Origin of the sequence: Salinicola halimionae (genome assembly GCF_003206065.1) — a bacterium.
GTDB lineage: Bacteria > Pseudomonadota > Gammaproteobacteria > Pseudomonadales > Halomonadaceae > Salinicola > Salinicola halimionae.
Genome location: NZ_PZJQ01000004.1, coordinates 859,723 through 874,221, shown reverse-complemented (window position 1 = coordinate 874,221; position 14,499 = coordinate 859,723). Strand labels below are relative to the sequence as shown.

Genomic DNA, 14,499 nt, shown 5'->3' with positions numbered 1-14,499 from the left:
GCCCTTTTTTCCACTTAGTAATCCTTCACCTGAACTTTTAGTTCTACATCACTTAAAAAGCTGTGCCAAGAGCAATTCGAAACTTATTATAACCACCTCTACGCCCACCCCGATGAAGCTCAATACATTGCGAAATATAGTATAACGACATGTTCAAGATGTTTGTCACTTCGATGTTAGGAGTATCTAAAAAAGTTTCGAATTCGATAATTGGAATCCGCCAATCGCCATAGTTCTCAGTCAAGTAAGTATCGTAATCGACAGGCACGAAGTATTGATCACCTAGAAAACTTCTTTTTTCCAACTCAAAAGGTGAATTCCACCAACGACACTTAATGCCGGCATGGTACAACTTCCCATTTTCTTTATAATGCCGAAACAAATCAATTTTTACGCCGTTAGGATGAACGACATACAACGTATTTTCGCTGACGATTTCCTGCAACTTGAAGCGCCTGGAATTCTTGATAGCCTGGTGCAGCAATGTCATGCTGACTTCCGGCATCACCCCGACATCAATATCTGTGTCGTGGCCTAAGATTGCACCTTCACGGATGCAGCCCAATAAAGTTCCGCTCACCAGGAAAAAGTCGATGTCGTATTGGGTCAAATCCTCCCTAAGCTGAGCCAGGGCCAGCCCTGCGCTTTCTTGCCAGCGGTTTTTCTGCGCGTCACTTCGCGCTGGCGGGGCCTTGGGCTGGCCGGCCGGCTCCAGCTCTACCTGCTGCATCAGTAACCGGGCTTCGGCGATTGCACGCTCGCCGAGCTGCAGGTCTCTCAACAACAAGATGTAGTGATTACGGGAACGAAGCCATCCGAGGTCGCCCGGTGTGAGTCGAGTCATCACGCTCTCAAAAGCTTCCGGGCACTTGGCACCTAGGGCGGCCAACCGCCAGGCCCGAAAATAGCGTGCGGCGTTATCGGTAAAAGTTATACCCTTCAGCATTGTCAGGGCTGATTCAAAACGCCCCTGAAAGCGCAATGCCTCCTGGTGTAGATAAAACGCCTCCTGAAACGTGCTGGTCCCAGGCCGGGTACCCTGCATGGCATTTATCGCGTGGCGTTCCGCCTCCGCGTGTCGCTTTGAGAACAACGCAACCCTCGCTGAGAAGACGGCTTTGGCTGGCAGCGTATCCGGAATGTCAGAAAGAAACGTTTCTGTCGTTTGTATCTCACCCAACTCAAAGCGCATTTTCGCGTCTTTCAGCGCTGTATTATGCTTCTCGACTTCCGGATATTGACGCTTGAGTCTTGCATCCTCGAAATAGAGTCGCGGGTTGGTGGCCAGCTTTCTCAACTTTCGATAGGTCTTGTGATTCATGAAGTTCCTTAACGCGAACTTTAGCGAAACGGCAGTGGGTCCGGCTCGTTCAAGGTCATGAGCAATTGCCGGTACCGTGTCATCGATTCGTCATCGCCTTGCAATAAGCCGCCATTAAGCTTTTTGTAAGCGTGGATGATCAATTCATTTTCAGAGCAAATTTTCGCGTTCGGTGTATCCAGGGTTGAATCGAAGTTGACGATTGGCGTACGCCAGTCGCCGTAGTTTTCTTCCAGATAACGCTCGGGGGGATCCGGTATCCAGAAACGCTCCCCAAGGAAAGTCGTCTCGGTGAGTCCAAAGGGAGAGTTATACCAACGCGCCTTGGTGCCACCATGCCAAACGCTGCCATCATGGGAATGATGCTGAAACAAATCGATAGCAATACCGTTCAGATGCTTGACTCGAAGACAGTCGCCCTCGCGCCTTGGCAACAGATGGAAATAGCCGGAAGCCGCCAGTATGCGGGCTACGTCGCTTTCGTCGACGTCATCCATCAACCCGATATCGATGTCGTTATCATGTGCCAGCAGCTTGCCTTCCCGAATGCAGCCCAGCAAGGTACCGCTGACCAGAAAGGGTTTCATGTCGTTGGCGCGAAGCACCCGATTGATGTCTTTCAGCGCCCTGGAAGCGCCACCGATGCGAAACCCGTTGACGACTGTGGCCCTAGTACGGCTTACAGGCTTGCGCTTGGCGGCATGCTCGACAACCGCTCTCCAGAGCTTGAAGGCCTCATCATATTCGCCCCCGCGTTGGTAGCCCGCAGCGAGATACTGAGCAATGGCGGCATGAAATGGGGGCACTGAATCCGAGGCTGAGGCACGCCGATAGTTTTCCGTCAGCCGGGCCAGCCCGTCGTTGGAATCAACCAGTTGCGCCATATAGAGCCAAGTCTTGGGGCGGCGTGTTCTGGGCACCAATATCTCGAGTTGGGCCCAAGCTTGCGATAGTTCGCCCTCTACACGGGCGATATCCGCCGCGAGATAGCGCGCATTGGTATCGTAGGGGCGAATTTCCTGAATTTGGCCCAACCAACGGCGGCTTTCGGCATACTCGCCTCGGTAATAATGGCTTAGCGCCAGATAGAACAGCGCTTTCTCTTGCCGGCCATTCCATAGGTTCAGGCGTCCGCGTCGCCCCAACTGCTGGTGGCACAGTGCACTTAGCTCATCATGATTCCCCTGGCGCAGTAGCAGCGCCCGGCTGGGCGGGCGCCAGCTATCTATCAAACGAGCAGGCTCATCGATCAACTTCAGTTGATCGGCTCTGGTTCGCAATGCGGTGTTGGTCATGGAAAAGGCCTCGTGACTCGTGAGCCCTGAACTCTATTTAAAACCAGCTCTGAGCTATGACAGATCCCGGCGCAGCATTTCCAGCACTTCGAAGGCTTGGGAAAGATCCTTCTGCGAAATGGAAAGAAAGCGCTTTAGTGAGCGTTTGAGATCGGTCGTCGAAATACTATCGGTGCGGTCAAGATAGACCACTTCACAGAGGTCACCCAGGAAATCGAACTTTCCCTCCCAGTCTTTACCGATAGCGAACGTATCTACTTTGTATTCTCTGACGTCTGATAACTTCTGCTCCCAACTCTTTTCAGGGATGACAAGATCGACGTACTGAATCGCGCTGACGATATCTGCCCGCTGTTCGTACGGAATCAGGACTTTCTTGCCTTTGCCCGCGTTGAACTCATCGGTAGAGACGCCGACAATGACCCGGTCCGCCATTTCATTGAGCCGGCGCAGCAAATTGAGATGGCCGACGTGAAACATATCGAACGTGCCATACGTAATAATCGTCTTAGCCATTAACTTGCCTTTTTCGTCATAAGAATCAATCGTTGAAGTAGCGAAGGCGCCGTTACTTTCTGCAATTTTTTCAACGCGCCAGGCACTTTTTCCACAACTGCTTCCGAATAATTGAGGCACCCCAACTTTTTATCCTTTCGACTCAAAACGTTCAGTTTCTTGCGAATGGCATCAGCGTCAGCATCCCGGCAGAAAGCGACCGAAAAATGTACCCAGTCGTTACTATCTCGCTTACGTTTCGCGAACTTTTGCGAGAACGCCAAATGATTATGTAAAGAAACCGGCCAAAACTGCTTGCGTGCCCGGAACCGATGGGAGGCATTTTTAATAAATGCGCTTTGATTAGCTTCATAAGCATTTTTCAAAATACTTTTGCGCATCGGGTAGCCAACGTGGATTGCCTTAAAAAACTTGTCGCCGCTAAACTCGGTCAATCTGGCGCCGTTGCGATTATTTTCGGAATGAAAGGATAGTTTTGCTACCTCATCCCAACCACTCCAACTTCCTCGCAAGACAACTTTTCTTTTGATAAAAAAATCTTCTGGGCAGACAGCTCCGCAAAAAAACATATCGTCATTCATGTAAATAAAGTTTTCGGCCAGCCCATTGATACGCCAGAGAAAAGTTTCTATTGATAGCGAGTTAAAAGTTGGTAACAGTTCCTCGTGCCCACGGAATATCTCCTGATGATCGACAATTCGTATTCGGTCCTTGATCGGCTCAATAGTTTTGGGCATATTCGCCACACACTCAGGTGTTTGCCCGTCCGTGACGATGTAGACACGATTGACCCAAGGCATATGCGTGGCGATAGATTGCAAACAGAACCGAATCTCGCCGTTATCACTAAAGCGGCGCGCCTTGCTGGAAATCGTCGGAATCCGCTTCGCCTGCTCCAAATACTGGTTACGTTTTCTCTGCATCGCAGGGTCGGATCCATCCACCCATGCAATGACGATATCGATATCTTTTTGCTGTAGTGTCTTATTCAAGCCAATTTCACCACTCTTGCATGATCTGTAACGACGGTCCCGTTCTCTAACGACAGTGCTATGAAGACGGCTTTGTAACAGCACTCCTTACGAGCGCTGTCGACATCATTAATCTCTATGATCCCTGATGATCAGGATCAGCATGTTGACTATCAGCGCGATGAACAATGCAATAACGGCAAATACGATGATGTTGTACAGGCGCTCGGGCTGCTCCGGGTACTGCGGCATGGTCGGTGACTGTAGCGTGGACAGCTGCTTGAGCTTGCGTGCCGCCTCGACCTGGGTGCTTTGCAAGGCCGAAAGCGCGCCGGAATAGCTTTCCTCCGCGAACTTAGCCTGCAGCTGAAGCCGCTGATATTCAGACGACACGGAGTTCAGTGCATTCCCGGATTGGGCCGCTAGCCGTTGCTTCTCTTTCTCGATCTGGTCTTCCAGGGCGGCGATCTGGCTCTTGATCCGCACGACCTCGGGTGAGTTGGCGCTCTGAAAACTACTCAGCGCGGTTTTCTGCGCCTTGTAGCTTGCCAGCTGGCCCTCCAGCGTCGCCACGACTCCGCTCAGACTTTCCACCGTGCCGGTGGGCGAGACCAATCCATTCTTGTTTTGATAGTCGAGGAGTACCTGGCGCGTCTGTTCGAAAGCCGTTTGTAGCTGGTCGACCTGCTGCTGAAGAAACTTGACCTGCTCTTCTGCCAGACGCCGACCCATGTCGTTCATATGCTGTTCGCCGCGATCGAGCAGCAGGTTGGCAATCAAATTGGCCTCCTTGGGATTGAACGCCTCGACATCGACCCGCAGCACACCGGCGTATTCGTCGAGCTCCACCGAGACACGCTTGAGGTAATAATCGTGCAGTTCTTCCAGCGGCGCATCTTCATCGCTCAGGCGGCTGAAAACGTCACCGCCGCCGTGGGCATAGTGCTCACGGAAATCGGCGTTATCCACCAGGTACTGCAGCATATCGACCGAACGGAGGTAGTCCCGCAGCAGCAACATATCGGCGTTGTTGGCTCCGCCACCACCGGAAAGCAGACTGCTGAAGCTAAAGTCCGGGGATGAAAGCTGCGGGCTTTCCAACACCACATGCGCGTGGGAGACATAACGGTCACTGGCCCACACCGCCCAGTAAAAGCTGACGAGTACGATGGCCACCACACAGATGACCCAGTGAAGATGCCGCGTTAATTTCTGTTTGACTGAAGAGTTCATCAAATTCGCTTCTGTAATCCGGATCCCAGCGCCGGCCTGGTTCAGGCGGACACCTGCTTGTGCTGTTTCAATTCCTTGAAGCGCTTTCTGGCTAGCTGATGCTTACGGCGCAGAGATTGCTTCTCTTCCTGCAGATTGGCTACTTCTGCTTCGTCAGTGGTCGTCTCGAGCCGATATTGCGCAATGATCTGCTGCTTATGGAGTTCGTTCATTTCGCGCTTGAGAGAGCGAAGCTGAGCCTTGAGACTATCGGCATCGAGTTGGTCGACCGGGATTTCCTCATCGTCATCCTCATCGGCCACGTCGGTGATCAGTCCGGTCGAGCGGTGATACGCCTCAATGGCGTCGTCGATTCGATCGAACCAGTGCGCCTTTCCCTCGTCGATGAAGATGCCCGCCTGGCACATCTGCTTCAGTGTGCCTTCCCCGTGAGAGACCATGATCAGGCTGGCGTGATCCACCCGCTGCTGGAACGCTTCCCTGGCCTTGGCCTTGAAAGCGCGGTCACCAACGGCGGTCGCTTCATCCGAGATGTAGATATCGAAATCGAAGGCGAGGGACAGGCCAAACGCGAGACGTGCCCGCATCCCCGAAGAATAGGTATTGACCGGGTCATCGAAGGCCTTGCCGATTTCGGCGAAGTCCTGAACTTCATGAATCAGCTTGTGAAGGCTCTTCTTGATGCCATGAACGCGGGCCACGAACTTGACGTTCTGACGCCCGGTCATGGAGCCCTTGAACCCGCCTGCCAGACCGATCGGCCAGGAGACACGCCCTTTCCGAATCACCCTGCCACGGTCGGGGGTATCCATGCCGCCGATCAAGCGCAGCAGCGTCGACTTACCGGCGCCATTACGCCCGATCACCCCGACACTGACACCGTCGGGGATGGTAAGGCTGATGTCTTTCAGCACCCAACCGCCGCCATGCGGACCATGGTAGCGCTTGTAAAGATTCTGGATTTCGATCATCGGGTCACCTTGCCTTCAGACGCGAAGCGAAGCGGACATGCATGACCAGCCCCAGGGTGAGGGTCGAAAGCGCCCACATCCAGAGATAGGTCATGTTGATTCCGGGGATCGAGTGGTAGCTATCGAAGAAACTCAACCGCATGCTCTCGATGCCATGCACGATCGGGTTCCAGAGCAGATATTGCTGATACTGCGCGGGCACATAGGTGACCGGGAAGATGACACCGGATATCAGCAAAAGCGGCAAAGTGATGATTCTAACGACACGCCCGACTTCAGGAACCAGGCCCGATGCGACAGACAGGAGCACTCCCAAACCGACTCCCAGCATCCAGAGCGAGAGCCAGTCCATCATCACACCAAAAGCGTGATCCGGAATCATATTGATCTTCAGGAGTGAGCCGATGAGGATGAACAGCAGGAAGATAAAACTTCGGATTATTCCTTCGACAAAGCAACGAATTAGGACCGGGTCGATTGGAAGTATCTGACGATAAGTAAACAGGCCCCGATTAGCCTCGACGGCGCCCATGGGTCGAAGCATGGCCTCCCTGAACAGGTAAAAGCCCATCAGCCCGACGATCATCCACGGGACGAACTCCGCCCCGGTAATATTTCTGCCGCCACGGATATAGGTGCGGATAAAGATCATCACGCCAACCGTGGCGACTGGCTCGAAGATCATCCAGAACCAGGCCATGCGATCCGCCATGGTTCTGGCGATCATCTCGCGCAGGTACATCGCCGACCAGACATCCCAGGTGACTCGCATGGGATGACGGACGGAATCCGGAACTGCTTCCGTATCGGTTGCCATTTAACGTTCCCGCGCCTGCCGGTCTACAACCGTGCAGGCGCTCATGCTGTGCTTGAAGAAATGCTTGAATCGCGAAGCTTAAAGATCCAGCGCGACCTTGGTGGCCACTGCGACCTGATACAGAATCTGCGTGATGCTGGTGGCCAGTTCGATATTGCTGGTCGGCGCCGCCGGCAGTACCAGAATTTCATCGCCTGAACGCACGTCGGTGTCATCGGCATGGATGACAGCACCGTTGCGATGCACGACCAGCACCTGGTCATCATCCGCACGTGGCGTGTAGCCACCGGCCTGGCGGATATAGTCTTCCGCGCTCATGCCCGGCGTGTAGACCATCGCCTGCGGGATCGTGACTTCGCCGCTCAGCAGCACGGAATCCGAGCTTTCCGGAATGGTGACCACATCGCCATCCTGCAGGCGGATATCGGCAACGCTGTCACCGCGAGCAACGACCAGCCGGCCGGTCGGTTGGGTCTGGCGCGCTTTCTGGACGAACTTCTGGATCAGCTCAGCCTGACGCACCTGAATTTCACCCTCTTTCGCGGTACGCGAGGGATAGCCCAGATAGGTCTGCTCCAGCCGGTCCAGGCTCTCATTGAGCGATTCTTGCTGCTGTTCGGCCACGCTTTCCCGGCGAATCGAGACATCCTGGTAGCTGGTCATGTTCTTGGGCACGCTGATCGCATTCAGGAACTCGCCCAGATGCGCATTACGCGGTAGCACGTAGCGTGAAGGGCCGTAATAACTGCCTTCGACCTGCACGACGATGCTCTCGCTACGCTTGTCGGCGCTGAACAGCACTTCGTCGCCGCGCTGAACGTTAGCGGTGCGAAATTCGTTGAGGGTCAGGTACTGCGCCATCGGCCCTTCCGGTCGATCGCCACGTAGCAACACGTGCGACACACCCGCACGCAGGCGTGCCAGATTGGTCACGTCGCCGCCGGTCAGCGTTTCACCCGCCAGTTCATAACGGAACGGACGTTCGACGTCGCCCACCACGGCAACCGCCGGGCCGCGTTCTTCGACCACGATGGTGTCGCCATCACGGAACTGAGGGTGCGGCATTTCGCCGTTGATCAGGAAGTCGTACAAATCGATCGTATCGACCGTGCGGCCGCCACGCTTGATCGCGATTTGACGATAACTACCCAGCGCCTGATCGATGCCGCCGGCCTGATCGAGGAAGTAGAGCATCGAATCGCTGGGCGTACCGGAGTAGCGGCCGGGGTTCTTGACGTACCCGGTGACGAACACGCCCACCGGCTGCACGCCCTGCAGGTTGGTGTAGACCTCGACGTTTTCCGGATAGACCGACTTGATCGCCGCGGTCACGCGGGAATTGAGACCACTGTTGGAAGTGCCCTGCACATTGAGCGGGCCGATCCCCGGCAGGAAGATGTTGCCCTGGGAATCCACCGTCAGCACGCTCTGCATTTCCGTGCCGCCCCAGACGCGCAGATTGATCTGGTCGCCGGGCTTGATGGTGTAGCCCGGGTTGAGGCCGTCGGCCATCACCCCACGGAAGCCGCCGGTAAACAGGTTGGCACCGAACGGCGGGAGCATGTCCGGATTCACCGGGCCCTGGTTCGGACCGACTGGGCCATTGTTCGCTAAACCATTGTTCGCTGAACCATTGTTGGCTTGACCATAGTTCGCGCTGCTCCAGTTGGCGCGAGGCTGATCGTCGACGGCCTGCTGCCCAGCCTGTTGCTGCGACTGTTGCCCGTTGGACCCCTGCACCTGAGTGGTCATCGACTGGGCCTGTTGGTCCTGTGGCACGATACTGCCGGAACCGAAGGATTGCGCGTTGGCCAAACTCACGTTCAGGCACGCTACCGCCACCAGACACCCGGCCCGGAAAAACGATGCTGCATGTTTCATGCAAAACTTCCTGTTGTGTTCACGCGGCTCGAGGCCTGCTCATTCGTTGTTCAAAACCGGCCTGACTGTTCGAAAACGATCTGGCTATTCGCAGACGGGCTGGTTGATCGAAAAACGATACACGCGAGCGCAGGCACTAAAGCAGAGGATTTTTGTTACGGAGTGCTGGGATCGACCAACATCTGCGTGACCAGGCGCTGGGTGTACCAGCCGCTATCTTTGACGAGACATGCCACTTGTGCGCGCTGCGCACTGGCGGGCGCTCCCTCTCTCGCCACATCCAGGTGCGCACAAAGACGGCCGCTGGCGGCGAAGTAGCGTTCCTGAACGATGACGGAGACATTCGAGCCCCAAGGGCTCTTGGGAAAAGCGGTGATACTGCCCGGCGTGGCATTATCGAGAAAGCTGGAGATCTCGGGGCCAAGGGCGGCTCCGCCCTGCATGGTCGCAATGCTGTTGCCACCGTAATGACTTTGCGAAGCGCAGCCCGCGAAGGTCACGGTCAGCGCCCCCATGGCTAACCACCTTCCGACCCGGCGACAGCCGGAAGAAACCCCGTTGAAAACGTTTGGCATGTTGTCTGTTCAACCTGATGGACGAAAACACTGAAAACCGGCGACGCTGGCACCCCCTCGGAAGCCACGGCCGGTGGATCGGTCTACCCTCGCACGACGCGCTGATTGTCAGAATGGTCTGAGAATTCTTGCCTGCAGCACCATCCATGATGCGGTCACAAAGCGAGCTGAAAGTAGATTCAATCCATTGTCTGATAACCCTACGATTGTATGGTGCCAACAGAGCCTTGCCTACAACCAAAAGTGTGGATCTCTAGGAAGGGTCGTATCGGCAACGTTACTTTACGTAACCATTTAAACATGAGCTTATTCATCCATCCATGGCAAATGGCTTACGAATCAAGGATTAGGATCGTTCCTGGACAGAGATACCAAATCTTTACGCAAGCCCTGTCAGTGCTGGTGCGATAACGACCAGGCGTCGGGAATGGCGAACGAGAGGAAGGTGTCGAAAAGGCGGAAAATGGATTCAAGACACGTCGACGGATTCTTCGGTGACGGCCGGCTGTCACTTACGCCGACCGTTCACACCGGTTGCTCATACTGGTCACTCATACCGGTCACTCATACCGATAGTGCGACGCTCAACGCCTTCTCCCAGCGCGGGTTTCGTTGCCCGCAGACGATGAAAAACGGGTTGAGCAGGCTTGGCTGCTGGTTGCAGCGAAGGGGTCGGAGATTGTCAGCGTCGAGCACGAGACCTCCGGCGGCGGTGACGACAGCCTGAGCGGCGGCGGTATCCCATTCGCAGGTGGGGGCCAAGCGTGGGTAGAGATCGGCCGCGCCTTCGGCGACGAGGCAGAGCTTGAGCGAGCTGCCCATGGAAACGCGCTCGTGGTCAGGCAACTGATCGCAGAAGGTTTCGAACGACTCGACGCCATGAAAACGGCTGCCGACGATCAGCCAGGGGCGTTCGTCGGCTGTGGGTAACGTACGAACGCCGATCGGCCGTTCGCCTTCGGCGGTGATCTTGAAGGCGCCCAGTTCGGCATCCCCCCACCAGGTCACACCGAGCACCGGCGCAAGAACGATACCGAACACGGGTATGCCGTTTTCGATCAGCGCCACGTTGAGCGTGAACTCGCCGTTTCTGTCGATGAACTCCTTGGTGCCGTCCAGCGGGTCGATCAACCAGTAGTTCGACCACTGCCGGCGAGTCTCGTAATCGATCGCCTCGCTCTCTTCGGAGAGAATCGGCACATCGGGCGTCAGACGCCGAAGCAGATCGCACAGCATGTGATGAGAGGCCATGTCCGCCTGCGTCAGCGGGCTGTCGTCGGCTTTGATCTCCACGCTGAAATCCTGGGCGTAGATCTCGAGCACACGCTGGCCAGCATCGACCACGCCAGCCAGCAGTTCGCGCCTGAGGGTATCTTCGACCTTCATCAGTTTTCTCCGTAGATATCCTTCGGCTTGGGACGAAAGCTGCCTACGCTCGCGCATGCGGCGTTAAAAAGCCAGAACGGACAGACTAGAACGGCCATATCAGCGGGATGAGCATGACGGCGGTAAGGCCCACCAGGGCGCTCACGGGGAAACCCAGCTTGAGATAGTCATGCATCCGATAGCCGCCCGGCCCCATCACCATCAGATTGGTCTGATAGCCCAGCGCGGTCATGAAGCTGGCCGAGGCTGCGATGGTGATGGCGATCACAAACGGCATGAAGTCCACGCCCAGTTGCTGCGATACCGCTATCGCGATCGGGAACATCAGCACTGCCGCGGCATTGTTGGTGATCATCTCGGTGAACAGCACCGTCATCAAATAGATGAACGCCAGCGCCAGCCAGGGCGAATCGATGTGCCCCACTACCCCTTCGGCTATGGACTGCGCGGCGCCGGATTGGGTCATCGCCGCGCCGAGAGAAAACGAGGCGGCAATCACGATCAGTACTGAAAGGTCGATATAACGTCGTGCCTTGCCCATGCTCAGGCAGCCGGTCATCAGCAATGCCCCGGCGGCAAGAAATGCCGCCTCGAGTATGGACAACAGGTTAGTGGCACTGAGTACGACCATCACGCCGAGAATTCCCAGCGACAGCGGCGCTTTCTGGAAATTCGGCGGCGTCGAGTCGTTGAGCTGGCTGACCAGCAGGAAATCCTTGCGATAGCGATACTGTTCGACGAATTCCTGTCCGGTTTCCAGCAACAGCGTGTCGCCGACCTGAAATTCGACGTCCCCGACCTTGCCGTTCAAACGAATCCCGTGGCGGGAAATCGATAGAATCACGGCCTGAAAGCGCGAGCGAAACCGCGATTCCCGTACTGTCTGCCCGATCCCCACGAAATCCGGGCTGACGACCGCCTCGACCAGACAGCGCCGATGTTGCGCCACCTGCAACTTCTGGACGTTGCCATTGGCGGGGCTCAACCCGCGGATTTCGCGCAGCTCCCGGGCGCACTCAGGCGTGCCGATGAACACCAGGGTATCGCCGTCCAGCAACCTGGTATCCGGCGGCACCGCTGTCAGCAGCTGATCGCCACGTTCGATATCGGCCAGATAACCGAACTGCAGATTGCGCAAACCGGCATCGGCGATCGATTTGCCCGCCAGCGGTCCGCCGGGTTCGACGGCCACCTCGACGCTGTACTCACGGATCTGATCGAGCTGCTCGTGGGTGCCGTCTCGCTGTGGCAGTAACCACTTCGCGAAGATCAGGATGAAGCCCCCGCCGACGAACAGAATCGGCAGCCCGATCCAGGTCAGTTCGAACATGCCCAGCGAAACGCCTTCCCGGCTCTGCAGCAGACCATCGACGACCAGATTGGTACTGGTGCCGATCAAGGTACAGGTGCCGCCCAGAATGGAGATGTAGCTCAGGGGCAGGAGCAGCTTGGAAGGTGGCAGACGCAGGCGGTTCGACCAGTCCTGAATGGCGGGGATGAACATCGCCACGACCGTGGTGTTGTTCATGAATGCGCTCAAGATCGAGGCTGGCAGCATCACGCGCCACTGGGCTCGGCGCAGGGTCGAGGGCTGCCCGAGCAGCATCCCCGCGATCCATTTGATCGCGCCGGTCTCCTTGAGCGCTGCGGCGACGACATAGAGTGCCGCGATGGTCATCACGCCGGTATTGGCGAAACCGGCCAGGGCCTCCTCCGGCGTCAATACATCGGCAAAGATCAGAAACGCCATCGCGCCGACCAGGATGGCGTCCGGTGCGATGCGCGTGAACACGAGCGTGGCGAGTACGGCCACGACCGTCGAGATGCTCAACCAGGCATCGATACCCATATGTCCCTACTCCACGCCTGGGCTGCACCGACTTACAGCTTTTGGATCCGATCATTAGCGACCGCTCGGCGGCATCCAAGCCGAATTCCACGATGGCCGCATTTTAAGCTGGCAGCCATGGCGGGTACCAGCACGGCTTTTCTCAGGAAAACGATGGCGTGTCTCGGGAAAAATATGACGAGATCAATGAGGTGATCGAACTGGCGCGACGCTAACGACGGGTTGAAGCGAAAGATGACAGGAAACGAAAGGTGACAGGAAGCGAACGGCGAGACTCGGGCAAACAATCGACATGAAGCGTTAGACAACCGCCGACGCCGCCTGCCCTGGTGACGTTACCGGACCGATGACGTCGTTTTCGGCTTGATTCTCGAATGCCTGGTGAGCTCGTTGAATCTCCGACGCAGGTAGACGCCGGCTTCGCTCGTGTGGAAATCAGGTTGACGCTGTAACTGCGCGAAGTAGGTCAAGATCAGCCAGCCCAGCCGATGCGCCCGATCGTCACCGATCCAGCTCTCCGCCAGGGCCGGCGGTACACTCAAGAGCAGACGGGAAAGATCGAGGCCCGGCGGTAACATGCCGGCATGATCCCAGTCGATGAACACCGGCCTGCCGGTGTGCGTTTCGATCAACACGTTATGGGGGTGGAGATCACCGTGGGCGAATACGCGTGGCAACCGATAGAGGGTTCGCGTCATTCGTAATAGCAGCCCGAGCTCTCGCCAACTCCCCCGCTTCAATGTCGACAGGCAGGCCTCTCTGATCATTCTATTCAGCGCGTGTCGCCCTCGCCGGCCGGCGTTTCTGCCAGCGCCAGCCATATCAGCGCTGAACGTATCGGTGCCCGCTTTCCCGCGCATGTCATCGGGCCAGCTGGCCCTCGATAACCGCAGAACCGAGGCGATGGTGTCGCGATACGCCTGATCGCGCTCACTGATTGACGTCTCAGTAGACGTCTCGGGAAACGAACCCAGCGCCTGACCGTCGATATTCTCGACCATCAGGCTTGCGGTATTCTCCTCGGGTATCAAGGCATTCAACGACGGCGCCGCAATGGCATTGGGCTCCAGCACGCGGCGGTGAAGACGCTCCAGCCATGCAGCATGGTGACGCGGACGGGCACGATAAACGATATGGCAGGCATCCGGCGTGCGAACGCATAACGCCGACAAATTACCCCGATGGCCGAATAGCGGACGAAACGCCTGAATGTCCAGGGTGGAAGCCAGCGGCTGCAAAAAAGCTCGGAACGCCGGTAGATCGCCATAGGCGCGTGCGGAAAGCCAGCCGTCCGGCGCGGTCTCCGGCATCACGACGGCCAGGCCGCTGCCCAGTAGCCGGCCGCTATCCAGCGCTCTGACACGAACGAGATCGCCGATCTGAAGCGCGAGTGGTGCCCGAAATCCGACTTCGGGATGATGAGTGATACCCGCTGCGACCACATCGGGTCGCGCATCCTGACATAGTGCGCAATAGCGCGCTTCGCCGTTGACCGAAATGACCACGCGCTGTCCCACGGGCGGCCGGCCGGGGTCCACGTACCATCCTCTTATCAGCGTCGGAGTGACTTCATCGACGAACCCCGGCATGAATGCTCCTCGGCCGCGCAGCGACCCGAACGTCAGTTTGTTGTTATTCAGCGCTCACCGAAGCTCGCGCTCGACGACTCGTTCGTCATGAATAG

Annotated in this window: 12 protein-coding genes; all 12 read right to left on the bottom strand. The window is 56.6% G+C overall.

What is annotated here, in order from left to right; all coding sequences use genetic code 11:
• Positions 1-52: 52 nt before the first annotated feature.
• A complete protein-coding gene (locus tag DOM27_RS09810) occupies positions 53-1,321 on the bottom strand; it encodes a LicD family protein (RefSeq protein WP_110655821.1) in 1,269 nt (422 codons plus the stop codon).
• A gap of 20 nt (positions 1,322-1,341) precedes the next feature.
• On the bottom strand, positions 1,342-2,355 hold the full coding sequence (locus DOM27_RS09805) for a tetratricopeptide repeat protein (protein WP_188113707.1): 1,014 nt from the start codon (positions 2,353-2,355) through the stop codon (positions 1,342-1,344).
• A gap of 315 nt (positions 2,356-2,670) precedes the next feature.
• Entirely contained in the window at positions 2,671-3,132 is a 462-nt protein-coding gene (locus DOM27_RS09800; RefSeq protein ID WP_110655819.1) for an adenylyltransferase/cytidyltransferase family protein, read from the bottom strand.
• Complete coding sequence (locus DOM27_RS09795; RefSeq protein ID WP_188113706.1) at positions 3,132-4,124, bottom strand: Stealth CR1 domain-containing protein; 993 nt, start codon at positions 4,122-4,124, stop codon at positions 3,132-3,134. Before DOM27_RS09795 ends, DOM27_RS09800 begins: the two co-directional genes overlap by 1 nt.
• Positions 4,125-4,232: 108 nt before the next feature.
• Positions 4,233-5,336, bottom strand: coding sequence for a KpsE/RkpR family capsule polysaccharide export protein (locus DOM27_RS09790; protein ID WP_110655817.1), 1,104 nt, complete (start codon positions 5,334-5,336; stop codon positions 4,233-4,235).
• 41 nt (positions 5,337-5,377) lie between these two features.
• A complete protein-coding gene (locus DOM27_RS09785) occupies positions 5,378-6,307 on the bottom strand; it encodes an ABC transporter ATP-binding protein (protein ID WP_110655816.1) in 930 nt (309 codons plus the stop codon).
• A 4-nt stretch (positions 6,308-6,311) separates the two neighbouring features.
• A complete protein-coding gene (locus tag DOM27_RS09780) occupies positions 6,312-7,124 on the bottom strand; it encodes an ABC transporter permease (RefSeq protein WP_188113705.1) in 813 nt (270 codons plus the stop codon).
• A gap of 78 nt (positions 7,125-7,202) precedes the next feature.
• Positions 7,203-9,005, bottom strand: coding sequence for a polysaccharide biosynthesis/export family protein (locus DOM27_RS09775; protein ID WP_110655815.1), 1,803 nt, complete (start codon positions 9,003-9,005; stop codon positions 7,203-7,205).
• Positions 9,006-9,160: 155 nt separating this feature from the next.
• On the bottom strand, positions 9,161-9,520 hold the full coding sequence (locus DOM27_RS09770; RefSeq protein WP_157956746.1) for a DVU3141 family protein: 360 nt from the start codon (positions 9,518-9,520) through the stop codon (positions 9,161-9,163).
• A 624-nt stretch (positions 9,521-10,144) separates the two neighbouring features.
• The gene (gene cysQ / locus DOM27_RS09765; RefSeq protein WP_110655813.1) at positions 10,145-10,966 is read right to left on the bottom strand and encodes a 3'(2'),5'-bisphosphate nucleotidase CysQ; all 822 of its coding nucleotides are present in this window, start codon (positions 10,964-10,966) and stop codon (positions 10,145-10,147) included.
• A gap of 85 nt (positions 10,967-11,051) precedes the next feature.
• Positions 11,052-12,815: an SLC13 family permease gene (locus tag DOM27_RS09760; protein WP_110655812.1), complete on the bottom strand. Its 1,764-nt coding sequence runs from the start codon at positions 12,813-12,815 to the stop codon at positions 11,052-11,054.
• A 335-nt stretch (positions 12,816-13,150) separates the two neighbouring features.
• On the bottom strand, positions 13,151-14,404 hold the full coding sequence (locus DOM27_RS09755) for an aminoglycoside phosphotransferase family protein (RefSeq protein ID WP_110655811.1): 1,254 nt from the start codon (positions 14,402-14,404) through the stop codon (positions 13,151-13,153).
• Positions 14,405-14,499: the final 95 nt, after the last annotated feature.